The following is a 23809-nucleotide window of genomic DNA, read 5'->3' on the forward strand; positions in this document are numbered from 1 at the left end:
GGGGTAAATAAAATGAAACAAAAGGAAAAGAAAATTGTTTTTATTGCCATAGCTTTTGCAATGATATTTGGGATTACGCCCGCAGCAAACGCAATGCACATCATGGAAGGATATCTTCCACCAAAATACTGTATTATATGGGGTGTTATCTGTATTCCATTCTTAGCAGCAGGTTACTTCTCAATTAAGAAAACATTGTCCGAAAATCGTAAATCCATAACTATTCTTGCTATGGCAGGCGCATTCATTTTCGTACTTTCATCATTAAAAATTCCATCAGTAACAGGAAGTTGTTCACATATGACTGGAACTGGACTTGGTGCAATTTTATTCGGACCAATGGCAGTAAGTATCTTGGGTATTATTATACTGATTTTCCAAGCAATACTCCTTGCTCATGGGGGACTAACCTCTCTTGGCGCTAATACGTTTTCTATGGCTATTGCAGGACCACTTGTTACTTATGTTATCTATAAGATATGCCAGAAGACGAAAGTTAATAAATATGTAGGTATTTTTCTTGCTGCATCAATAGGTGACTTATTCACTTATTGCGTTACAAGTTTTGAACTTGCACTTGCGTTTCCGTCTGCAAGTGGTGGGGTAGGATCATCTGTAGTTAAATTCCTTGCAGTCTTTGCGCCTACGCAGCTACCACTTGCAATTATAGAAGGTATTTTAACTGTTGTAATCATCATGGGTCTTGAAACATATGCAAAATCAGAACTTATAGAGCTTGGATTCCTAGATGGAGGTAGAAATTGATGATGAAGAAGTGGAAAAAAGTTACCATATTATTAATTATTGCTGTTTTGATTGCGATTATACCATTATTTATGCTAAAGGGTGCCGAATTTGGCGGCTCCGATGACGCGGGAAGCAAAGTAGTCTCAGAGATTACAGGTAAAGAGTATAAGCCATGGGCCACACCTATTATGGAAACTTGGATTGGTGGAGAATTACCAGGAGAGATCGAAAGTTTGCTCTTTTGTGTACAGACAGGTATTGGTAGTGCTGTTATTTTCTTTTTTCTTGGAAGATTTGTAGAACGGACTAAAAAAGAAAATAAGGATAATAAAGAGAATAGTGCTGATAAAAGTTGAATTAATTGCTAATATGATATAAAATATATAATTGTGTGATTTTTAATTCTCTTAACCAAATTGTTAAGAGGATTTTTAAAATATAGATGAATAACTTATAGGGTGAATAGGTAGTACAAGAAGTGATAATAACGAAAGTAAAATATACGGAGGCATTATATGTTAGTAATAAAAAGAGATTCAAGGAAAAAAGAATTTAAAGCAGAAAGAATATCGACAGCAGCTGGAAAAGCTTTTATAGATGTATATGGCAGAGAAGATAAAGAGTTTAATAATCTTGTTTCAAATAGAGTAATTGAAACTCTAGAAGAGGGCGGAGAAGATTTAATACCAATAGAAGAAATACAGGATATAATTGTTGCCCAGATAAAATTATTAGATAAAAAGGTAGCTCAGGCTTATATAAATTATAGAGAAGAGAGAACATTTGAAAGAGATAAAAAAGGAGAACTTGATAAAGAAATTGATAATATAATTAACGCAGTTTCAGAGCAGACTAATTCTAATGGAAATCTTGATGGTAGTAAAATTCAAACTATTAGAGCTTTAATTTCTAATGTTGTTGGGAGTAATTATAGCCAAAGACATAAGATACCTAAAAAATACTTAAAGAAACATAAAAAAAGTATATACATACATGATGAAACATATTTTGGATTACCACTATTTAATTGTTGCCTTGTTGATTGGATTAATATGTTTGAAAATGGATTTGATTTAGGGACAACCCTTATAGCAACACCAAATTCCATAGAGACTGCAGTTAATGTATTGTCACAAGTAGCAAGTCATATATCTAGTAATACATATGGTGGAACTACATTCCCAACATTAATAACGGGCCTTGCACCTTATGCAGTTAAAAGTTTAAATAAACATAGAGCAGTAGGAAAGCTATGGATTGAAGATGAAATTAAAGTAGAAGCATATGCATGGAACAGATTAGCTAAAGAAATAGAAGATAGTATGCAATCTCTTGAATATGAAGTTCAAACATTAATGACAAGTAGAGCCGAGACCCCATTCTTAACCCTGGGAATAAATAATGTAGACTTAAACGCTAGTGATGAAAATCAAAAAATTCAAAAGATGATAACAGAAGCTATATTAAATCAGAGAATTAAGGGCTTAACTGGTGGAGTTACCCCTGTATTTCCTAAACTTGTGTATCAAAATACAAAAGGAAATAATCTTAATCCAGGAGATAAGTATTATGACTTATTCAAATTAGCAGTTGTATGTAGTGCGCATCGTCAATATCCTGATTATATAAATACTGATAAGGTTGTGGAAGTTACTGGAGATTATAAGGAACCAATGGGATGTAGATCATTTTTAGGAAATTATGTAGATGAAGATGGTAAGTATAAAACTGCTGGAAGATTTAACTTTGGAGTAATATCAATTAACTTAGTAAGACTAGCAATTCAGGCAAAGAATGATGAAGAAATATTTTTTAAGTCATTATATGAAGCGTTAGAAGATTCCAAGGAATTACTTATGATAAGATATGATATATTAAAAAATGTTAAAGCAAAGCAGGCTCCAATATTATATATGAGTGGTGCAATTGCAAAATTAAAAGCAGAAGATACAATCGAACCGTTACTTAACAATGGATACGCTTCAGCATCAATTGGGTATGTTGGATTACATAATTGCTTAACAGCTTTATATGGAGTGGGCCTTGATGATAAATCAGAAGAAACATCAAAACGAGCAAGTAAAATCATGAATTGTCTAAGAGATTATTGTGATGATCAAAAAGACAGTACAAAAATAGGATTTAGTTTGTATGGATCTCCAGCAGAAACTCTGGCAACAAAATTTTGCGCAGAGGATGTAAAAGACTTTGGAATAATAGAAGGCGTAAATGACAATGGATATTATGAAAATTCATTCCATTATCCTTCAAATCATTTAATATCACCTTTTGATAAGTTAGATATAGAATCTGTTTCATCATCATTATCCTCTGGTGGAGCAATATCATTTGTAGAACTAGGCGATATGACTAAAAATTTAACAGCGCTTGAAGATATTATAAGATACTCATATGATAAAACTCATTTTCTTGGCATATCTTCAATAAGTGATAAGTGTTTGAAATGTGGATATACAGGAGAAATGTTTACAAAACAGAATAGTGATGTAGATTTTGAATGTCCTGTATGTAAAAATGACGACAAAATGTCATTAAGTATAATCAGAAAGCTTTGTGGATATCTTGGAAGTATATTTGAAAGACCTGTAGTTAATGGAAAAATGAAGGAAATCAAGAATAGAGAGAATAATAAAGGATGTAATTAACATGAATTATGCCAGTATTTTCTTTGATGATACTGTAAATGGGATAGGATTTAGGACATCATTATTTGTTAGTGGATGTTCTAAAAATCCTCCTTGCAAGGGGTGCTGGAGTCCTCTTGCTAGGGGATTTGACTATGGAATGCCATATACCGAGGACACAAAAGAATCTATTTTAGATAGCTTAAAAAAACAATATGTTAAAGGGCTATCAATACTCGGAGGAGAACCAATGGATAATTTGGGCGATGGGGTTTTATTAGATTTAGTAAAAGAAATAAGAACTAAGTTCCCCCAAAAAACTATATTTTGTTGGAGTGGCTATACTTTTGAAGAGCTTATTAAAGATCCTATTAGGTTAGAATTTTTAAAACATGTGGATATGTTAAGAGATGGAGAATATATAGAAAGTCTTAAGGATATTGCTCAATATTTAAGCGGTTCTAAGAATCAAAGAATAATAGCAGTGAGTGAAAGTCTTAAACAGAATAAAATTATTTTATATAATAATTTTATTATTATATAATAATTAAATATTGGATTTTATATCAAAAACAATTTCTTTAATTATATCTTTAATTTGTAGATCCCTTGTGCCAGGTATATAAATTCCATGTTTTTGTAGTGGAATTATATATTTAGTACATTCCATATTAAATACAGAACTAGAAATCATGGGAGTAATTTCTCCATTTATACCACCGCTACATATTATTCCAATTGGTCCAATAATGCTATCAACTTTATTTGATTGGCAAAATGACCAAATAGATTTTTCACCGCTTATACCTTCATTTGCACCTGCTTTTATCATGTTTGAGCAAGCGAATTCATTTGTACCTAGTGCGATAATATAAATATCAGTGTCAATTTCTTTACGTATTTTTTTTATAATTGTTTGACCAAGACCTGCTCCTTGAGCATCTATAACAGCTATTTTCAAAAGTACACCTCCAGAATATATAATTTATAATGACATTGAATTTTTTTATATACATAAACATTATTATACTATAATGTTTATGTATATTCTATTTATAGCTAAAATAAGATTTTAAAACAGTAAAAATAAGTTAACGTATACAAGTTATAGCTGATGTGCTATTATTATTTTGTGCGCTACGAGAGTGTACTATTATTGGAAACTAAAAAAAATTTATAGATAAGTTAAATTATTGACCACGAAGGTTGATTTCTGTAATACAGTTATCAATTTTTGTGGTTTCATTTTTTTGTAAATTTAAAGGAGGAATTAAAATGCATATTCCAGACAATTATCTAAGTCCAACAACTTGCGCTGTTATGGCAGCTGTTATGGTTCCAATATGGGGAACCGCCGTAAAAAAAGTTAAAAGTGAATTAACAAAAAAGAGAATACCATTGATGGGCGTAGGAGCAGCATTTTCATTTATGGTTATGATGTTTAATATTCCCCTTCCAGGAGGAACTACTGGACATGCGGTGGGAGCAACACTAGTAGCACTTCTTTTAGGGCCGTGGGCAGCTTGTATATCAGTAACAATTGCACTACTGGTACAGGCATTTATATTTGGTGATGGAGGTATTTTAGCGTTTGGAGCTAATTGTTTGAATATGGCATTCATAGCACCTTTTGTTGGCTATTATATTTATAATTTAATAAGTCGAAGGGTTAAAAGCGATAAAGGAACATATGTAGCAATTTTTATTTCATCATATATAGCATTAAATATAGCTGCACTATTTGCATCAATAGAATTTGGAATTCAGCCACTGCTATTTAAGGATGCTTTAGGAATGCCGCTATATTCACCATATCCATTAAGTATATCAATACCAGCAATGATTATACCACATTTGCTTGTTGCGGGTGTTCTTGAGGGAATTATTACGGCTGGTGTGTATGGGTTTGTTAAAAAGGTTTCTCCTGGGATTATAGTTGATGGTTTAAAAGTAAAGATGAAACCTATATACGGATTGCTTATAGCAATGATCTGTATTTCTCCACTTGGGTTACTTGCAACTGGTACAGCTTGGGGAGAGTGGGGAACTGATGAAATAAACTCTGTACTAACTAATGATAAGACTTTAGGATTTATTCCAAAAGGTATGCAAAATGGATTTAATTTTAAATCATTAATGCCGGATTATTCACTTAGTGGAATTTCCGAAATCATGGGATATATATTATCAGCTATAGCTGGAGTTGCTATAATTATTATTATATTCAAGCTACTCAGTGGTAGACATCAGGAAAAGAGAGAGTTTTAGAATATATATTATAAAGATAATAAACTAAAAAATATAAGCTAGATACTTAAAAATAGTATCTAGCTTATATTTTTTTATAAATTAATTATGTTCTAATGAATAAACTTCGCGCTATTTGTAATTTTATTACTGTCTAGAGTAACAGCACCATTGCGTGCTAGGAGTTGACCTCGAACAGATGCACCCGTATTGACAGTTATGGATGTTAATGCGAAAATACGTCCCTCGAAATGAGAATATGTTTGTAGTGTTGCAGAGCTTCCTACCCTCCAAATAACGTTATTTGGGTTAGCTCCGTTGATAAGCCTAATATTACTGTATGTTGCAGTAACTAGAGTGGATGCTGTGTTAAATATAAAGTGAGCATTTGGATCACCCTTAGCATCAAGTGTAAGAGTACCTGTTATCTCGAAAGTACCGGAACCTGAAGCGTAATCTCCGTGGGTCAAAGTCTTTCCACCAAGCTCAGTAGGGATACAAGTAGCAGGAGTGATAACATCACCATTATATGAAGTTATAAGGTCTGTCTTAGCAACATTTGCGGTGGCGTTAGCTAGTTGTGCATTTCCATTAAGGGACAAACTCTCCTGACCAGTGAGTGCTGTACCAGGGAACAGGCCAACATCTCCATTGATTGACGTATTTCCTGTATTAGTTATTGTGGTACCTGCTAAAACTGCAAATCGGTTGTTTGTTATTACTCTTTGCTGACTTGCCATACACGTTGTAGGTACTGCAACTATAGCTAATGTTAATAGTGTGGTTTGTAATGATATAAATCTCATCTTATTAAGTATTTTCATAAATTCAATCAACCCTTTCTTCTTGAGTATTTTGATAAATTTAATCAGTGATCTCTTTTTTGTTAATCATTAAACAGTATAAGGATTAATTAGCACTACTTATAAAATCAAACTAAGAGCAAGAGTTTAACTCTAAAATAAAATCAACATTAAATAATTAAAACTTAATTTCAATATTAGACTATATTATGGTAAAATTAGATTAAACCGTAAATTGAATTTTAATTAAAATCAAGTTTATAAATTAATATTAATGTATAACGTTAGTTTAGAGTGGAAATGCTATTCGTTAGGTAGATTGTATAAGTTATGTTAGTTCCCTTTCGTCTAACAATTTCAGTTAAAAATACAAATATATATAAGATAAGTGATTATCATTATCAATATTGTCTATCACTTATAACCTCATAGTACTTCTTTTTAAAATATAATGCAACATATATTTATTGCAAATGTTGCAAAAATTCATTTGTAATGGAGTGAAATTAAGAAATGGAATTTTTAACTACCGCGGAAAAACTCAAGGTTACAAGAAAGTATTTAAAGATGAGGCAAGAAGACCTAGTGGATGAAAACCTTACCAGAGGACTTATCAGTATGATTGAAATAGGAAAAAGAGAGATAAGTAAAAATGTTGCTATAATGCTATATAGCAAATTTGTACAAAGGGCGATAGAACTTAATATTGAATTAAAAATAGACAATACTTATTTGTTGCGATCTCCTAGTGAAGATGCAGAATTATATTGTTTGAAAAGCCTTAATGAAATAAATAAAGATATACACATTAATGAAATTCTTGAAATAGCAAATAAGTTTGAGTTATCTAAGGTTAAGGTTATGGCATATAGTAAATTAGGTGAGTATTATTATTATAAGAAAAAGTATGATTTAGCTTTCGTTAATTATAATTATGCTATAGAGATTTTTAAAAATATAAAATGAAAGAATACAAAATAGTTAAAATATATTATGTTATTAATAGTGTTATACTTACCTAAGACATAATAAGTTTTAACTAAGCAAGGGAGTGATTAATTTGATTAAACTTGTATTAATTAGACATGGAGAAAGTGTTTGGAATAAGGAAAATAGATTTACAGGTTGGACAGATGTAGATTTGTCAGAAAACGGATTAATAGAAGCTAGAAGAGCTGGAGAAATACTTAAGAAAAACGGATACTCATTTGACGTTGCATATACGTCTGTATTAAAAAGAGCAATTAGAACACTTTGGATAACACTACATGAGATGGATCTAATGTGGATCCCTGTATATAAGTCATGGAAACTTAATGAAAGACATTATGGTGCGTTACAAGGTTTAAATAAGGCTGAAACTGCGAAAAAATATGGCGATGAACAAGTTCATAAATGGAGACGATACGTGGATGTAAGACCACCAGAACTTTTGAAAACTGATGATAGATACCCTGGAAAGGAACTTAAATATAAGGAATTAAGAGAGGACGAATTACCTACAACTGAAAGTCTAGAGGATACTGTAAAGAGAGTTATGGTTGAATGGTTTCAAGAAATATTACCCCAAATTAAACAAGGCAAGAAGATTATAATTTCTGCGCATGGAAATACTTTAAGGGCTTTAGTAAAACATCTTGATAATATATCAAGTGATAACATTGTTAGTTTAAATATACCTACAGGAATTCCTTTAGTTTATGAGTTAGATGATGATTTTAAACCTATTAATCATTATTATTTGGGAATCGATGGTGCGTTACCTGAGGATAAAATATCTAAAAATATCTAAGACTATAAGTGCTTATGAATTTAATTGCTTTATACATGTAAATATAGAATAGGCGCATTTTGATACTACGCGAGGAGTTTATATAAATGGATGAATTTTTTAGAAACTCAAGAAAAACTATAGGGGTTTTAATAAATGATATAGATGGATGGTATGGAGCACCAATTATTAAAGGAATTAGAAAAGTTGCTCTTGAAAGGGATATTAACATCTTGGTATTTCCTGGGAGGTCTCTAGATTCAAAATGGAGAGATGAGGTTCAACATAATGTTATTTATAGTATTGTAAATAAAGAAAAACTCGATGGTATAATACTAACGTCAGCATCCTTGTTTAATTATGTTGGATTAACAGAATCTAATAATTTTCTTGCTAATTTTAAGGACAAGCCTATAGTAAGTATTTCTGTTCAAGTTAATAATAGACCTAGTGTAATGTTTGATAATAAGTCTAGCATGTATGAAGTTGTTAATCATTTAATAGAGCATCATAAGTATAAACGTATTGCCTTTATATTAGGGCCATCTTCAAATTTGGAAGCTTGTGATAGATATGAGGGGTATATATCAGCGCTTAAAGAACATAATATTGTTGTAGACGAAAACCTTATTGAAGTGGGCGATTTTAGTGAGGAATCTGGAGTAAAGGCAATGGAATCTCTTTTAAAGAAAAATAAAATTATTCCCCAGGCTGTAGTAGCTTCAAGTGATCAAATGGCAATAGGTGCTTCAATTATACTTAAGGAAATGGGACTTAAAATAGGCAGAGATATTGCTTTAACAGGATTTGATGATTCTGACAAAGTGAAATTTTTTACACCACCCTTAACCACAGCTAGTCAACCTACTTATGAAATGGGTTTTTTGGCAGCAGAGCTTATTTGTGATTTGCTCGATGGTAAAAAAGTAAATGAAAACATTAATATTCAAGGTAAACTAGCAGTAAGGCAGTCATGTGGATGTTTAAATATACCTAATACAGGAACTATCTCAAATAATTACAATTCATTTAATGATAATATTGATTTTGTAGTAGCTATTCAAGATTTTTGCAATAATTTAGATATTAATAAGGAATCCATAGTTGTATCAGCACTACAACAGCTTAATTTACTATCATCAGAACTTAATGAAACTAAGGAGATTTTTTATATTCTTTTAGATGATCTTAAGGAGGATATTAAAGCCAAAAGGATTAAAGGAAGATTTATTTGTAATCTTAATTATATATTGAATGAAAATATAATAATAAAAAATAAGAGTGTTAGTTGGAACAACTTTATTTTATCATTGCGAGGGTCTATTCTTAAATATGCTACAAGTTATGAAATCGTTTCCTTAGTTGAAGATGTATTTTATTCGGCATGTATTTTAACGAATAGTATTTTGCAGAGATTTGAAACCTATGAAGGATACGATATCAGAAAACTGTTTATTGAAACACGTTATACCAGTGAAGATTTGAATACTACAGTAAGTGTCGAAGGACTCATTAAAACACTAAAAAGGTATATATTTAAAATAGATATAAAAAGATGTTATTTGTGTTTATATGATACCCCAACAATATATCCTCCAAATAAGGTTTTTATATTACCGCCTAGAGTTAAATTATATCCTTGCTATGATGATGATGATGAAGAACCTTTAATGGAGCATTTTAGTCCATTGGAAATGATACCAGATAAATACTTATATTTAGAAGAAAGAAGTGAACTTTTGTTCATGCCTCTATTTTTCGGAAATCTACATTTTGGGTATATACTTTTTTGTGTGAATAATTTCAATCTAATTGTTTTAGAAAGCCTATGTCAACAAATTAGTCATTCATTAAATAGGCAAATGCTCTTAAATGAAAGAAGAAATGCAGAAGAGAAATTACAAATTGCTGTTAAAGAATTAGAAAATCTAAATCAAGAATTGCATAATCTATCAATTATTGATGATTTAACTGGGCTATATAATAGACGCGGGTTCTATGTACAAAGCGACATATGTTATAACTTTGCTTCAATTAACAATAAAAGTTTAATCTTATTTTATGGAGATTTAGATGGGTTAAAGAACATAAACGATAACTTTGGCCATAATAGTGGTGATGAAGCATTAAAAGCTACTGCTAAGCTTCTTCAAAAATCTTTTAGAAACTCAGATATACTTTCTCGCTTAGGCGGCGATGAATTTACTGCCATTGCAACTAATATTGATTCCGCTTATACGCTAAATATAATTTTAGAAAGAATCGAGTTTGTTTTTAAGGAATTTAATGAAAGTGATACTCTACCTTTTGATATATCAATAAGTATCGGGTATTCTCAGTATTATCCTAATTCGAAACTGCATATTAATGAATTAATACAAGAGGCTGACTCAAAATTATATGAAGAAAAGAAACGAAAGAAAAGAGAGCGGAAAAATGTTTGATATAATAAAGAAGGTATAGCAAAATTTGCTATACCTTCTTTAATAAAAATTATTTTAGAGCTTTATTGACTAGGAAATGTTATGGTATTTTAACTTCGAGAATATCATTCCCATTTAAATAATAATCGTTTTTATACACTGATATGTTTATAGGCACATTAGTCTCATTTTGTATTATAAATTTATTTGTAGTGAATTTAATGTTTAGGAGAGCGCCTCTGAACATTATTTTAAAGGATAATGAACTCCAATGTTCTGGGATGAATGGATTTAAAATCAACTTATTATCAAGAACACGTAACCCGCCAAAGCCATGGACCACTGCCATCCAAGTGCCTGCCATACTGGTTATATGGCACCCGTCTAATGTGTCATTGTTATAATTATCAAGATCAAGTCTAGATGCCCTTAAATACATTTCATACGCCTTATCATAATTTCCTATCTTTGCTGCTAAAATCGTATGAATGCAAGGTGACAAAGAAGACTCATGTACAGTTCTAGGTTCATAGAAATCAAAATTCCGTTTTATGGTACTAATATCATACTCTTTTTCAAATAAGTAAATACCCTGAAGCACATCTGCTTGTTTTATAAAACACGAGCGTAGTATTCTATCCCATGACCACCTTTGATTTAATGGCATGTGTTTTTTATCTAGGTCTTTAACTAATATCTGCTCCTTATCCATATAGCCTTCTTGCTGAAGGAAAATACCAAGGTCAACATCGCGTGGATAGTACATGTTTTGAATTATATTCTTCCAAGTAATTATTTCATCATCTTTGAAATTGAGTTTTTCTTTAAGTTCATTTAATCTTTCAGGTTCATTTTCACGTAAATAGTCAATAACCTCAATAGTATAATCTAAAGTCCAACAGGCAAGTTTATTAGTATACCAGTTATTGTTTACATTATTTTCATATTCGTTAGGACCAGTAACTCCCAGAATTACATATTTATTTTTAACTTTTGAAAATGTAGCTCTTTGAGCCCAAAATCTTGATATAGCAGTAAGAACTTCAAAACTAAATTCACCAAGGCAAGATTTGTCCCCAGTATAATTCACATAATTGTATATAGCGTAAGCTATGGCTCCATTTCTATGGATTTCTTCAAATGTTATTTCCCACTCATTATGACATTCCTCACCATTCATTGTTACCATTGGATATAATGCAGCCCCGCCAGTAAAACCTAATTTAGAAGCATTTTCTATGGCTTTGTCTAACTGTTTATATCTATACAGTAAAAGATTTCTAGAAACTTTTTGATCAGAAGTGCTTAGATAGAACGGGATGCAATAGGCTTCAGTATCCCAGTAAGTGCTTCCACCATATTTTTCACCAGTGAAACCTTTTGGACCTATATTTAATCTATAATCTTCTCCAGTGTAGGTTTGATTTAATTGAAATATGTTAAATCGAATACCTTGCTGCGCAGAAACATCTCCCTCAATAACTATATCGCTCTCTTTCCACTTTTTTCTCCAAGCATCGGATTGTTCTTTTAATAATAGCTCATATCCATCCTCTTTAGCTATTCGCGATAATTTTTTTGTTACATCAATTAGCTCAGAGGGATCATAATACCTTGATGATGTGTTTGCAACGTATTTATAAATTATAACTTCGTCATTTTGATTACACTTAACAAGTGAGGTGTTCGCAACATATTTTTCACTTTGATTAAGTGATACAATTGGTTTAATCAACTTACCATTTTTAGTTATCTCATAAATCATATTTGTGCATATCTGAAAATCTAATTTCTTTGTTTTGAGCATAACATACCCTTCATAAGGTTTAACTTCACTAGAGATCTCATCCCAAAATTTTTCATCGTAGTTGGAATCAGAGTTCATAACATTCCCATCAAGATAAGGTATAATTTCTAATTCACCTTTGAAATTGAGTGGTCTTATAGAATACTTTATAACTCCGATCTCACTCCTGTGCATGCTTATAAATCTTTTAGAGGTTACTTCAACTTCATTACCATTTGTAAGTAGAGCTTTAAAACTTCTTAACATATAACCTTCTTGCATATTTAAAACTCGTTTAAAGTCTTTTACAAAACACTTTGCAAGATCTAGAGAAACACCATTAATTTTAATATTTATGCCAATCCAATTTGTTGAGTTTAGGACTTTAGCAAAATACTCTGGATATCCGTTTTTCCACCAACCCACTTTTGTTTTATCTGGATAGTATACTCCAGCTATATAATTCCCTTGAAGGGAAGGACCACTATATTCTTCTTCAAAGTTTGCTCTTTGTCCCATATACCCATTACCTAAGCTAAAAACACTCTCAGATATTTCATTGTTATCAGCGCTGAAATTTTCTTCGACAATATTCCATTCGTCTAGTTTATAATAGTTCAACATTAAAAGAACCTCCTAGCTTAACCAATTTATCATAATTCATGTTGAAGAATCCTGGAATTACTAATTGAGCGTCCTTTAGAATATCAATAGATCCTATTCCAACACAATACATTCCTGCATTAATGGCAGCAGCTACGCCAGCTTGTGCATCTTCAAAAACAATACATTGCCTAGGTAATATGTTAAGTTCTAAGGCGCCTTTTAAGAAAACTTCTGGATCGGGTTTTGCTTTAGATACTTTTGTACCATCAATTATGGAATCAAAATAACTTGTTAAATCAAGCTTCTGCAGGATAAGCATTGAGTTTTTACTTGCAGAACCTAAGGCTATTTTTATATTATTTGCTTTTACACTTTTTAAAAAATCAGTAACACCTGGTAAAATATCTTTTGGAGTTAATGTAGAAATGTACTCCACATACCAAGCATTCTTCTTTTGTGCGAGCTTATCTTTCGCTATATTATCCAGTTTTATATTACCAATCTCTAATATGATATCTAGTGATTTCATTCTACTTACACCTTTTAATCGTTCATTGTCTTTTAAAGAGAAATCAATGCTAAGTTCTTCTGCTAGTCTCTTCCATGCTAAATAATGATATTTAGCAGTATCAACTAATACTCCGTCTAGATCAAATATAAATGCTTTAATGTTCATAGCTACCCCCTAGAAATGTAATAAATTAAATCTTATTCTATTATAATAATCTATAAATAGTGATTTGTGAATGCGTTTGCACAAAATATTTTATTTATTTTTTATATATGGAATTGTATATGTATAATATTGCTTAATATTAGAATTAATAATATAATTAGCATAGAATATTTTAAGAAATTAGGAAGTGAAGTTGTAATGGCAGTAACTATAAAAGAAGTAGCAAAGCTTGCGAATGTATCTCCATCAACAGTTTCAAGGGTAATTGCTGATAATCCTAGAATTAGCGATGCGACAAAACAAAAGGTTTATAAAGCAATGAAGGAAATAGATTATCATCCTAATGCAATAGCTAGGAGTTTAGTTAGCAAAACAACAAAAACTATTGGACTAATTTTACCGAATAGTGATGAAGATTTATTTGTTAATCCTTTTTTTATTCAAATTATGAGAGGAATAAGTCATTATGCACAAAAAAAAGGATATTACATAATGTACACTTATAGTGATAATGAAGATCAAGAGGTGGAGTACATATCAAGTTTAATGAATACTAGAAGAGTCGATGGAATTATTTTACCAACTGTAAGGAAGGATGATAAATGTATTGATTATTTAAAAAAATCAAATTATCCTTTTGTAGTAATAGGTAAACCAGAAAATACACAAGGCATCTCTTGGGTTGATAATGATAACTTTCACGCAATGTACAGCGTTGTTAATTTTCTTATACAAAAGGGTGAGAGGAAAATCGCATTTATTGGTGGAGCAGCTACGCTTAACGTAACTATAAACAGATTAGAAGGTTACAAGAAAGCTATGGAAAGTATTGGAGAGGAGATAGATGAGGATATGATAGAAGTAGCAGAATTCACAGAAAAAAGTGGGTATGATGCTATGAAAAAAATCTTAAGTAAATCCAAACCTACGGCTGTTGTAACAACTGATGATTTAATAGCTTTTGGCGCATCCAAGGCTATTTACGAAAGTTCAGATCAGACTATTTCAATTGTAGGTTTTAATAACACGCCACTTGCAGCCTATAGAAATCCATCACTTTCCTCAGTAGACATTAACTCCGAAGAATTAGGGTATTATGCAGTTAAGTTATTAATTAATAAATTAGAAAATGAGAATACATATATAAATAATTATGTTATTGATACAAAATTAGTGGAGAGAGAATCGACTAAATAACTCTAGATATCTAGGGTTTTTCTTTTTTTAGGTAAAGTTGATGTAATTAGTCATAGTAAATAAGCAATTTAAAATAAAAGTATAATTATTTAAATTTAGGTTTGACATATAAAGAAAGTAATAGTAAACTAATATTGAGCAAACGGTTGCACAAATAGTACAAACGATTTCATTAATCAATTACGAGTAACTGATTGTTCAAGAGTGTATAAGTGGTTCAGATTTTTATTTTATAAATTTATGGGGGGAAAAAAATGAATAAAATTAAAAAAATACTAGCTATTGCAATGATGTCAACGCTTATAGTAGGATCATTATCTGGGTGTGCAAGTAAATCAGGAGATAAATCACCTGCTAAGGTGGATTCAACTAAACCAATAACTTTAGCTTTTTGGGAACAGGATGATGCAAATGCACAAAAGGTTCTTGATAAATTAATTACTGAATTTCACACAGCAAACTCTAACATAACAGTAAAAAGAACTCATTACGAAACTGAAGATTTAAGGAAAAACTATACAACAGCATCACTGGGAACAACTGGACCTGATATAGTACTTGGACCAAATGATAACCTTGGAGTATTTGTTCCAGGTAGTTTAGTACAACCAATAGATACTATTGTTGGAGAAGATTTTCTCAAAACAGTAGATCCAAAAGCACTAGAAGCTGCTAAATTTTTAGGAAAACAATATATGCTTCCAGATAGAAATGGAAATGAACTTTTAGTTGCTTACAATAAAAAATTAGTTGCAACTCCACCTAAAACTTTTGAAGAATTAGAAAAAATGGGATTACAACTAAAAACAGATAAAAAAGTTGAATATGGTTTAGTTTTTAATGAAGTTGAGCCATTTTTCTCAATTCCTTTTTTAGGAGCGTTTGATGGGAAAATATTTGATGATGTTAATGCGACTTCTCCTAAACCAACCTTAAATACACCTGCTGTAACACAGTGGATGACTTTCATGAAGAAAATACATGATGAGGGATTAATACCTAAGGAAGCTGATGGAACAGTAGCTGAAAACCTATTTAAGGGCGGAAAAGCCGCATTCATAATTAATGGACCATGGGGTTTTGCTGATTATACTAAAGCTAAAATTGATTTTGGCATAATTGCAATACCTTCAATAAATGGTAAAAATCCAGCTCCATATTCGGCTGTAAAAGGATACACAGTATCTGAAGGAGTAAAAGATGAAGCTAAACTAGCAGCGGTTAAAAAATTCCTTTTGTTTGTAACTTCAAAAGATGCAGAGTTACAAATGGTTGATGCACATCAACAAACTCCATCTAACATTGAAGCTATGAAAGATGTTAAGATTACAGGAAATCCGTTAATCGCAGGTCAAAAGGATCAACTAGATAAATCAACTCCTATGCCAACTAATACACAAATGAGAGCTATTTGGGATGCTATTAAACCAGTTCAACAAGATGTATTATCAGGCAAAACAAAGCCAGAAGCTGCAGGAGCAATTATGCAAAAGAAAGCTGAAGATGGAATAAAAGCCTTAGGATTGTAGTTTTTATTTATAAAGGGGAGAGATCCCCTTTTCTTCTAAGAAAGGAGCGTTCACATGAATGGGACTGCACGGAAAATAAAAAAGAAACGACATAATGCTAGTTTTGGAATAGGGCAAGGTAAGTTTACACCTTTCTTTTTTTTAGCACCAGCTATCATAGTATTAACAATGGTTGTAGCATATCCACTTATATACGAAATAATAATTTCATTTAAAAATGTTACTTTATTAAATCTAAAAAGTCAGAACTATCCTTGGATTGGAATTGAGAACTACAAAAACATACTAGCTGATAGCTTATTTTACTCTACTTTAATAAGGACGATTATATGGACTGCTATTAATATATTTTTTCATGTTTCAATAGGTCTATTTCTAGCAATAATTTTAAATAGAAAGTTACCAGGTAAAGCATTAATAAGGGTTTTACTAATATTACCTTGGGCAGTACCACAATATATTGCAGCAATGACCTGGAAAGGTATGTACAATGTCGAATACGGATCAATTAATATAATTCTAACAAAGATTTTTGGAAATGTTGCGGCAATTCCATGGTTATCAGTACCGAGCTGGACATTTGTGGCTTGTATTATAACTAATATATGGCTTGGAATTCCATTTATGATGATGATATCACTTGGTGGACTTTCCAGTGTACCAGAGGAATTATATGAAGCTGCAGATCTTGATGGGGCAACTAATTTTCAGAAGTTTAAAAGCATAACTTTACCTCTTTTAAAACCAATACTTACGCCAGCCATAATTTTAGGAACAGTGTGGACATTCAATATGGTTAATGTAGTATATATAATTACCAGTGGTTCAGCTTCAGATGAATCTCAAATTCTTATAACTATGGTATTTAAGAGAGCGTTTCAATATTTCAGGTATGGTCAATCAGCAGCACTTTCAGTAATAATATTCTTGATTTTGCTAGCATTTAGTACCATTTTTATTAGGGCTCAAAAATCGGAAGATTAGAGGTGATTTGTATGAAAGGTAATAGGTTTAATAGATCTGATTCTCTCCTTAAAATAATATTGATATATGCAGTTTTAATAGTCGCATGTATATGCTCTGTATATCCAATATTAAATATATTAACAATATCTTTAAGACCAGCGAATGCGCTGTTTTCTAAATCTTTAAGTATAATTCCAGCTAATGCAACACTCGATAATTTTAGGCAGGCTTTTATACAATATGATATGTTAAATTGGCTTATTCATAGTTTAATTGTATCAAGTTGTGCTTGCGTTTTTAGTGTGTTGGTTTCTGTAACAGCTGGATACGGATTTTCTAGGTTTGAATTTAAAGGCAAAAAAATGGGATTATCTTTGATTTTAGTTACTCAGATGTTTCCATTAGCTATGACTTTGTTACCTTTATATTTATTGATAATCAATTTAAAGATGACAAACAGCTATTTTGCATTGGCAGTAATATATGTGTCAACTTCAATCCCTTTTAACATTTGGATGATGAAGGGTTATTTTGATACTATTCCTAAGTCACTTGAGGAAAGTGCCTATGTAGATGGGGCTTCAATATTTAGGTCTTTTTACCAAATAATATTACCGCTTGCAAAACCATCGGTTGCATTAACGGCGTTATTCTCATTTATGGGTGCTTGGTCTGAATATATAGTTGCCAGTGTAATTATAAATGAAGCAGGAAAAATAACACTGCCCGTTGGACTTGTAAGTATGCAAGGTCAATTTTCAACAGCATGGGGTATATATTCGGCAGGGGCTTTAATTACAGCAGTACCAGTAATGATATTATTTATTTCCTTATCTAAATACCTTGTTGGTGGGTTAACTGTGGGTAGCGTTAAAGGTTAATATATCAAAATAAGAGCATTTTTTAGTGCTCTTTTTTTGTTTCGTTTTTTTATTTTTCAATAAAACAGAATGAATACTATATACAAAAAATAAGAATACTAATTATTGATTACTAACATTATGTCTAATGTATTCGAAGGAGGAGTAACATGGAAAGACGTTCAAAATTAGGGTATTTTATATCTTCATTTATAGGTATATTAGTTGGAGCCGGACTACTTTTAGCAATAATTCAATATACTCCAGTTGTAAAAGGTACCGTAAAAGAGAAAAATATAAGTACTAAACCTTTAGTAGTAGAGCAAGCTAGCGTTCAGAAAACTGGTACCTCAACTATAAGTATAGTTGCTAAAAATTTAATGCCAGCAGTAGTAGGTGTAACTTCTACAATCAATCCAACTAGAAATTCAAAAGGTGGATCTGGTGTGGGTTCTGGAATAATTGTAGATAAAAAAGGTTATATACTTACTAATAATCATGTGGCGAGTAAAGAGGCAAATGATATTACAGTTTCATTATTTGATGGAAGAGAGCTTAAAGGAAAGGTCGTATGGTCTGATGAGAGCTTAGATTTATCAGTTTTAAAAATCACTGGTGATAATTTAACAGTTGCATCACTTGGTGATTCTAAATTACTTACAGTTGGAGATACTGCTATTGCTATAGGAAATCCGCTTGGGCTTACATTCCAAAGAACGGTAACATCTGGAATAATAAGCGCAATAAATAGAACTATAGGTGAAGAGGGCGGATTATTTATGGAGGATTTACTTCAAACCGATGCTTCAATTAATCCTGGCAATAGTGGTGGACCATTAATAAATATTAACAGTGAAGTTATTGGAATTAATACTGTAAAAGTTACAAGTGCAGAGGGAATGGGATTCGCTATACCTATAAATATAGTGAAACCAATATTGAAGAGCATTGCGGAAAAAGGGACATTTGTAACTCCTATAATAGGAATTCAAGGATTAGATAAACAAATGGCAGGGTTTGTACCTGATATTAAAGTGGAAAAGGGTATATATGTTTATGCGGTTAAAAGTGGAAGCCCAGCTGATATTCAAGGCATAAAGAAAGGAGATATAATTTTATCTGTTAATGGAACTTTAGTAAATACTATGGTAGAATTCAGATCGAATCTTTATAGTATTGGAGTTGGGAATTCAGTAAGCCTAAAAGTTAGAGCCAGTGATCAAAAGGAAAGAGATGTAAATATAAAACTTGTAGGTACAACGAATAAATAACTTTAAACACAATAATTATAATAAAAATGAAAGCTCAATGCCAATATTTATTGTGGTATTGAGCTTTCATTTTATTCAAATCATGTGGATTCTCTGATTATCAATTCATAACCTGAGTATATTTTTTTATTTATAGGATATTCGCCGTTTAATATGTCTAAACATAGATTGGCGGATTTTTGACCAAGACTAAACATTTTTTGATCTAATGTGGTTAAGGAGGGAGTGACTAATGATGCCATTTCAATATTACTATATCCCATCACAGACACGTCACCAGGTATTCGTGCACCTGAGACTAAAAATTCTCTCATGGCACCTATGGCAATCATATCCGAACAGCAAAACAAAGTGTATGGAAATGGAACCTTCCTTTTTAAAAGTTCTTTTGCCGCATCTCTTCCACTTGAGTAGCTATAGTCGCAATCAATGATTTTATTTTTATCAAGTTCAATATTATTTTCGCTTAAACATTGTTTTAATGCAGCAATTTTTACAGATGTAGTTTTCCAACTTTGATTTCCTAATAAATATATGTCCCTTTTACTTTTAGAGATTAAATAATTAAATGATTTATAGGCGGCCTCTTTCTCATCTACCATGACAGAAAATAATTTTGTACCACCTTTAATAAAACTATTTACAAGTACGATAGGATAAGTTTTGCTGAGTTCAATAATAAAACTGGCGTTATCATCATTTACAGGACGGCTACCCACTATAATAAATCCCTCTACTTGTTTGTTTACAAGTACCTCTATTTCTTTTCTTTCTATTGATTTATCATTTTCCGTAGAACAAAGAATTATGTTATATTCATTCTTTTGAAATATATCTGTTATTCCTTTAATTACTTCTGCAAAAAAAGGGTTGGCTATATCTGACATTATAACCCCGATAGTCTTCATGCTAATGTTATTCAATCCACGAGCATAGGGATTTGGTTTAAAATTCTTTTCAGCCATTATCTCGAGGATCCTCTGTCGGGTTTTTTCTTTAACAGAGCCATTATTATTTATTACTCTAGATACAGTGGCAACAGAAACTCCTGAGTCTTTTGCAAGGTTATAAATTGTATAACTCATATGGAATATCTCCTCTCTTATGAAACCAGTTACGCTACTATAATAATAGCATATTAGAGAGGTTGCATCAATTTATAATAGCTGAATGATAAGATAATTAGTTATTTCAATTATAATTACTAAAGGAAAATATATAAATGCAATTAAAAGCTATTATTAAAAATGTAACTGGTTACAAAAATATATGAAAAGCTATTTACTTTTGATGAATTGTATCATATAATAAAAAATGTAAACGTAAATCAGACATAAAAAGACGTTTTAATATTTAAAATAAAATGTAACCAGTTACAATTTTTAATATTTAGGAGGAAAAGAAATGAAGAAAATTATGGCTCTATGTTTAGCAATAATGATTACATTTGGTATATCTGGTTGTTCTACTAAAAAATCATCACAAGGTTTAGCAAACGGTGGAGACAAAGCAGTAACTCTAAAGCTTGCACATAATTTAAATGAACGACACCCAGTGCATTTAGCTTTAGTGGAATTCGCAAAGTCAGTTGAGAAAAAGACCAATGGAAGTGTAAAAGTTCAGATATTTCCTAACGGACAGTTAGGTTCTGAAACTGAAGTTCTTGAGCAACTACAAGTTGGAGCTGTTGCTATGACAAAGGTTTCTGCAGCTGAACTCTCACCGTATGATGAGGGTTATAACGCACTAACATTACCTTATGTATTCGATAATGAAAAACATTTTTATAAATCAATGGAATCAGGCGCTGTGCAGGAGCTATATACTAAGACAAAAGAAAAAGGATTTATAGGATTAACATATTATAACTCTGGTGCACGTTCATTCTATACACCTAAAAAGCCTATATTGACCCCAAAAGATTTAAAAGGTCTTAAAATTAGAGTTATGGGAATTAAATCTCAAACTGAAATGGTAAAAGCACTAGGCGGAACTGCAGTAGCTTTATCATATGGTGAAATTTATACTGCATTGCAATCAGGGGTTATTGACGCTGCAGAGAGTAATGAAACAGCATTAACAAATGGTAAACATGGTGAAGTAGCTAAGTACTTTAGTTATGATGAACATACAATGATTCCTGATATTCTAGTACTAAGTTCAAGAGTTTGGGATTCATTAACTCCAGACCAGCAAAAATCTGTTAAGCAAGCAGCTGAAGAATCAACAGAATATCAAAAACCATTATGGACAAAGTCTATTGATGAAGCAAAAGTTGAGGCTGAAAAGATGGGCGTTAAATTTAATAAAGTTGATAAAAAAGCATTTAGTGACGCAGTTGCTCCAATGCTTGAGAAATACTCGGACTCAATGCCAGAGGTTAAAAAATTATTAGAAGAATTTAAAAAATTAAAATAATTAAATACTACAAAAGTATACAAATTAATAAAACTGATGGAGGTAAAAAAACAATGAAAACTATTAAATTTATGTTAGATAAATTTCTAACTTATGCTATCTCTATACTTCTAATAGTGATGACAAGCTTAGTTTTATGGCAAGTATTTACAAGATATATATTGAAGAACCCAAGTATGTTTACAGAAGAATTAGTTATAATTATTCTGGTTTGGACATCTTTATTAGGCGCAGCATATGCTTTTGGTAGCAGAGAACACATGTCATTAATATTTTTGAAAGAAAAGTTAAAAGGAACTAATAAGTTGATAATTTATGTTTTTATTGATGTAGTTATTCTGTTATTTGCAGTATTCATACTTATTATTGGTGGTACTGAAATTACAAGAGCAGTTGCAATAATAAAAACTCCTATATTAAATATTTCAAAAGCATACATCTATTCTTCAACTATTGTTTCAGGTGTACTAATTGTTTTCTACCAGATTGTTAATATTTTTGAGGATTTTAGGATTAACGATAAATAATTTAATTATAAAGGAGATATAAAAATGATTATACAAGTAGCGTTAGTATTATTCGCAGTGTTTTTTGGCTCACTTGTAATTGGAATTCCAATTTCAATAGGTATAGGCTTAGCATCTATAGTAACTGCATTATGTTTAGTACCATCTGATGTTGGAATATTCATAGTAGCGCAGAAAATGGTTACTGGTATGAGTAGTTTCTCATTACTAGCAGTACCGTTGTTTATTTTTTCGGGTAATATAATGAATAATGGAGGTATTGCTAGAAGATTAGTTGATTTCGCGAAAGTTATTGGTGGCAGAATACCAGGTTCTTTGGCACATGCAAATGTACTTGGAAATATGTTATTTGGTGCATTGTCAGGTTCAGCAGTTGCATCTTGCGCAGCAATTGGCGGAACTATGGCTCCTCTTGAAAAAGAAGAAGGATATGATCCAGCGTTTTCTGCAGCTGTAAACATAGCTTCTGCACCAGCTGGTATGCTTATCCCACCGAGTGGCGTTTTGATTCTTTATTCTTTAGTAGCTGGAGGAGTATCCGTATCAGCCTTGTTTATAGCAGGTTATATACCAGGGATATTGATGGGCCTAGCTACAATGCTAGTTGCTTATATTTATGCTAAGAAACATAACTACCCAGTATCCGATAAAATATCATTCAAGGATGGGTTTAAAGTATTTCTAGGGGCGCTACCAAGCCTTTTACTAATAGTTATTGTTATAGGTGGAATTGTAGGTGGAGCATTTACAGCTACAGAAGGCGCAGCTATTGCAGTAATATATCCATTAATATTATCAGTTATTTATAAGAGCATTACATTGGTCGACCTTAAAGATATTATTCTGAAAACTGCTGTGACAACTGGCGTTATTATGTTTTTAGTTGCAGCATCTTCAGCGATGTCATGGGTGATGGCATATGCTGGAATACCAGGAGTGATTAGTTCTGCTATCTTGTCAATTTCAACTAATAAAATAGTGATTCTACTTATAATTAATGTTACATTATTAATAGTAGGGACCTTTATGGATTTAACACCTGCGGTATTAATATTTACTCCAATATTTCTTCCAATAGCTACAGAGCTTGGACTAAATCCTGTACATTTTGGAATTATACTTGTATTTAACTTGTGTATAGGAATAATGACTCCACCCGTAGGAAGTGTATTGTTTGTGGGATGTGGCGTTGCTAATGTTTCAATTGAGAAAGTAATTAAGCCGTTGCTACCTTTCTTTGGTGCACTTATTGCAGTTTTAATGTTAATCACATATGTACCTGCTATAAGTTTATTTTTACCAAAATTATTTCATCTGATATAGAATTATCAGCCTAA

At 31.5% G+C, this 23809-nt stretch carries 21 protein-coding genes; 16 read left to right on the forward strand and 5 right to left on the reverse strand.

Annotation, left to right across the window (positions count from 1 at the left end; genetic code table 11):
• Positions 1–12 precede the first annotated feature (12 nt).
• From KPL55_RS15895 to nrdG, 4 genes are all read left to right on the forward strand, one after another.
• Positions 13–765, forward strand: a complete 753-nt coding sequence (locus tag KPL55_RS15895) for an energy-coupling factor ABC transporter permease (RefSeq protein WP_216307724.1) — start codon at positions 13–15, stop codon at positions 763–765.
• Positions 765–1103, forward strand: a complete 339-nt coding sequence (locus KPL55_RS15900) for a cobalt ECF transporter S component CbiN (protein WP_216307725.1) — start codon at positions 765–767, stop codon at positions 1101–1103. Before KPL55_RS15895 ends, KPL55_RS15900 begins: the two co-directional genes overlap by 1 nt.
• A 159-nt stretch (positions 1104–1262) precedes the next feature.
• Positions 1263–3413 carry an anaerobic ribonucleoside-triphosphate reductase gene (gene nrdD, locus KPL55_RS15905; protein ID WP_216307726.1) on the forward strand — a complete coding sequence of 717 codons (2151 nt, stop codon included), beginning with the start codon at positions 1263–1265 and terminating at the stop codon, positions 3411–3413.
• 1 nt (position 3414) lies between these two features.
• A complete protein-coding gene (nrdG, locus tag KPL55_RS15910) occupies positions 3415–3936 on the forward strand; it encodes an anaerobic ribonucleoside-triphosphate reductase activating protein (protein ID WP_216307727.1) in 522 nt (173 codons plus the stop codon).
• 3 nt (positions 3937–3939) lie between these two features.
• On the opposite strand, the gene KPL55_RS15915 is transcribed toward nrdG, so the two are convergent.
• Positions 3940–4353 (reverse strand): DUF3842 family protein, encoded by a 414-nt coding sequence (locus tag KPL55_RS15915; RefSeq protein ID WP_216307728.1) that lies wholly within the window; start codon positions 4351–4353, stop codon positions 3940–3942.
• 314 nt (positions 4354–4667) lie between these two features.
• Here KPL55_RS15915 and cbiM point away from each other — a divergent pair, with 314 nt between their 5' ends.
• Positions 4668–5660 carry a cobalt transporter CbiM gene (cbiM, locus tag KPL55_RS15920; protein ID WP_216307729.1) on the forward strand — a complete coding sequence of 331 codons (993 nt, stop codon included), beginning with the start codon at positions 4668–4670 and terminating at the stop codon, positions 5658–5660.
• A 92-nt stretch (positions 5661–5752) separates the two neighbouring features.
• Here the strand turns inward: cbiM and KPL55_RS15925 are convergent, their stop codons facing one another.
• Positions 5753–6463 (reverse strand): ice-binding family protein, encoded by a 711-nt coding sequence (locus KPL55_RS15925; protein ID WP_216307730.1) that lies wholly within the window; start codon positions 6461–6463, stop codon positions 5753–5755.
• A gap of 492 nt (positions 6464–6955) precedes the next feature.
• Here KPL55_RS15925 and KPL55_RS15930 point away from each other — a divergent pair, with 492 nt between their 5' ends.
• The 3 genes from KPL55_RS15930 (at position 6956) to KPL55_RS15940 (ending at position 10657) form a co-directional block, all read left to right on the forward strand.
• Positions 6956–7408 carry a hypothetical protein gene (locus tag KPL55_RS15930; RefSeq protein WP_216307731.1) on the forward strand — a complete coding sequence of 151 codons (453 nt, stop codon included), beginning with the start codon at positions 6956–6958 and terminating at the stop codon, positions 7406–7408.
• Positions 7409–7502: 94 nt separating this feature from the next.
• Entirely contained in the window at positions 7503–8234 is a 732-nt protein-coding gene (gene gpmA / locus KPL55_RS15935) for a 2,3-diphosphoglycerate-dependent phosphoglycerate mutase (RefSeq protein ID WP_216307732.1), read from the forward strand.
• An 86-nt stretch (positions 8235–8320) separates the two neighbouring features.
• Complete coding sequence (locus KPL55_RS15940) at positions 8321–10657, forward strand: diguanylate cyclase domain-containing protein (RefSeq protein WP_216307733.1); 2337 nt, start codon at positions 8321–8323, stop codon at positions 10655–10657.
• A 79-nt stretch (positions 10658–10736) separates the two neighbouring features.
• On the opposite strand, the gene KPL55_RS15945 is transcribed toward KPL55_RS15940, so the two are convergent.
• On the reverse strand, positions 10737–13046 hold the full coding sequence (locus KPL55_RS15945) for a glycoside hydrolase family 65 protein (RefSeq protein WP_216307734.1): 2310 nt from the start codon (positions 13044–13046) through the stop codon (positions 10737–10739).
• Entirely contained in the window at positions 13030–13704 is a 675-nt protein-coding gene (gene pgmB / locus KPL55_RS15950; protein ID WP_216307735.1) for a beta-phosphoglucomutase, read from the reverse strand. Before pgmB ends, KPL55_RS15945 begins: the two co-directional genes overlap by 17 nt.
• A 198-nt stretch (positions 13705–13902) precedes the next feature.
• Here pgmB and KPL55_RS15955 point away from each other — a divergent pair, with 198 nt between their 5' ends.
• From KPL55_RS15955 to KPL55_RS15975, 5 genes are all read left to right on the forward strand, one after another.
• The gene (locus KPL55_RS15955) at positions 13903–14901 is read left to right on the forward strand and encodes a LacI family DNA-binding transcriptional regulator (RefSeq protein ID WP_216307736.1); all 999 of its coding nucleotides are present in this window, start codon (positions 13903–13905) and stop codon (positions 14899–14901) included.
• Between the two features lie 254 nt (positions 14902–15155).
• Entirely contained in the window at positions 15156–16430 is a 1275-nt protein-coding gene (locus KPL55_RS15960) for a sugar ABC transporter substrate-binding protein (RefSeq protein ID WP_216307737.1), read from the forward strand.
• 54 nt (positions 16431–16484) lie between these two features.
• Complete coding sequence (locus tag KPL55_RS15965; RefSeq protein WP_216307738.1) at positions 16485–17414, forward strand: carbohydrate ABC transporter permease; 930 nt, start codon at positions 16485–16487, stop codon at positions 17412–17414.
• An 11-nt stretch (positions 17415–17425) separates the two neighbouring features.
• Complete coding sequence (locus KPL55_RS15970; RefSeq protein WP_216307739.1) at positions 17426–18277, forward strand: sugar ABC transporter permease; 852 nt, start codon at positions 17426–17428, stop codon at positions 18275–18277.
• A gap of 149 nt (positions 18278–18426) precedes the next feature.
• Positions 18427–19527: a S1C family serine protease gene (locus KPL55_RS15975; protein WP_246599556.1), complete on the forward strand. Its 1101-nt coding sequence runs from the start codon at positions 18427–18429 to the stop codon at positions 19525–19527.
• A gap of 80 nt (positions 19528–19607) precedes the next feature.
• On the opposite strand, the gene KPL55_RS15980 is transcribed toward KPL55_RS15975, so the two are convergent.
• Positions 19608–20612 (reverse strand): LacI family DNA-binding transcriptional regulator, encoded by a 1005-nt coding sequence (locus tag KPL55_RS15980; protein ID WP_216307740.1) that lies wholly within the window; start codon positions 20610–20612, stop codon positions 19608–19610.
• 319 nt (positions 20613–20931) lie between these two features.
• On the opposite strand from KPL55_RS15980, the gene KPL55_RS15985 reads away from it, so the two are divergent.
• From KPL55_RS15985 to KPL55_RS15995, 3 genes are read left to right on the forward strand one after another with little or no spacing between them, the layout of a single operon-like run.
• Positions 20932–21945 carry a TRAP transporter substrate-binding protein gene (locus KPL55_RS15985; RefSeq protein WP_216307741.1) on the forward strand — a complete coding sequence of 338 codons (1014 nt, stop codon included), beginning with the start codon at positions 20932–20934 and terminating at the stop codon, positions 21943–21945.
• Positions 21946–21998: 53 nt separating this feature from the next.
• The gene (locus tag KPL55_RS15990; protein ID WP_216307742.1) at positions 21999–22472 is read left to right on the forward strand and encodes a TRAP transporter small permease; all 474 of its coding nucleotides are present in this window, start codon (positions 21999–22001) and stop codon (positions 22470–22472) included.
• 24 nt (positions 22473–22496) lie between these two features.
• On the forward strand, positions 22497–23795 hold the full coding sequence (locus KPL55_RS15995) for a TRAP transporter large permease (RefSeq protein ID WP_216307743.1): 1299 nt from the start codon (positions 22497–22499) through the stop codon (positions 23793–23795).
• Positions 23796–23809: the final 14 nt, after the last annotated feature.

This window comes from Clostridium lacusfryxellense, assembly GCF_018861735.1.
GTDB classification, from domain to species: Bacteria; Bacillota; Clostridia; order Clostridiales; family Clostridiaceae; genus Clostridium_AD; species Clostridium_AD lacusfryxellense.

Bases quoted from the DNA above. Each gene is read 5' to 3' on its own strand.
- KPL55_RS15895 (WP_216307724.1), top strand. From the start codon at position 13: ATGAAACAAAAGGAAAAGAAAATTGTTTTTATTGCCATAGCTTTTGCA.
- KPL55_RS15900 (WP_216307725.1), top strand. From the start codon at position 765: ATGATGAAGAAGTGGAAAAAAGTTACCATATTATTAATTATTGCTGTT.
- nrdD (WP_216307726.1), top strand. From the start codon at position 1,263: ATGTTAGTAATAAAAAGAGATTCAAGGAAAAAAGAATTTAAAGCAGAA.
- nrdG (WP_216307727.1), top strand. From the start codon at position 3,415: ATGAATTATGCCAGTATTTTCTTTGATGATACTGTAAATGGGATAGGA.
- cbiM (WP_216307729.1), top strand. From the start codon at position 4,668: ATGCATATTCCAGACAATTATCTAAGTCCAACAACTTGCGCTGTTATG.
- KPL55_RS15925 (WP_216307730.1), bottom strand. From the start codon at position 6,463: ATGAAAATACTTAATAAGATGAGATTTATATCATTACAAACCACACTA.
- KPL55_RS15930 (WP_216307731.1), top strand. From the start codon at position 6,956: ATGGAATTTTTAACTACCGCGGAAAAACTCAAGGTTACAAGAAAGTAT.
- KPL55_RS15940 (WP_216307733.1), top strand. From the start codon at position 8,321: ATGGATGAATTTTTTAGAAACTCAAGAAAAACTATAGGGGTTTTAATA.
- KPL55_RS15945 (WP_216307734.1), bottom strand. From the start codon at position 13,046: ATGTTGAACTATTATAAACTAGACGAATGGAATATTGTCGAAGAAAAT.
- pgmB (WP_216307735.1), bottom strand. From the start codon at position 13,704: ATGAACATTAAAGCATTTATATTTGATCTAGACGGAGTATTAGTTGAT.
- KPL55_RS15955 (WP_216307736.1), top strand. From the start codon at position 13,903: ATGGCAGTAACTATAAAAGAAGTAGCAAAGCTTGCGAATGTATCTCCA.
- KPL55_RS15960 (WP_216307737.1), top strand. From the start codon at position 15,156: ATGAATAAAATTAAAAAAATACTAGCTATTGCAATGATGTCAACGCTT.
- KPL55_RS15965 (WP_216307738.1), top strand. From the start codon at position 16,485: ATGAATGGGACTGCACGGAAAATAAAAAAGAAACGACATAATGCTAGT.
- KPL55_RS15970 (WP_216307739.1), top strand. From the start codon at position 17,426: ATGAAAGGTAATAGGTTTAATAGATCTGATTCTCTCCTTAAAATAATA.
- KPL55_RS15975 (WP_246599556.1), top strand. From the start codon at position 18,427: ATGGAAAGACGTTCAAAATTAGGGTATTTTATATCTTCATTTATAGGT.
- KPL55_RS15980 (WP_216307740.1), bottom strand. From the start codon at position 20,612: ATGAGTTATACAATTTATAACCTTGCAAAAGACTCAGGAGTTTCTGTT.
- KPL55_RS15985 (WP_216307741.1), top strand. From the start codon at position 20,932: ATGAAGAAAATTATGGCTCTATGTTTAGCAATAATGATTACATTTGGT.
- KPL55_RS15990 (WP_216307742.1), top strand. From the start codon at position 21,999: ATGAAAACTATTAAATTTATGTTAGATAAATTTCTAACTTATGCTATC.
- KPL55_RS15995 (WP_216307743.1), top strand. From the start codon at position 22,497: ATGATTATACAAGTAGCGTTAGTATTATTCGCAGTGTTTTTTGGCTCA.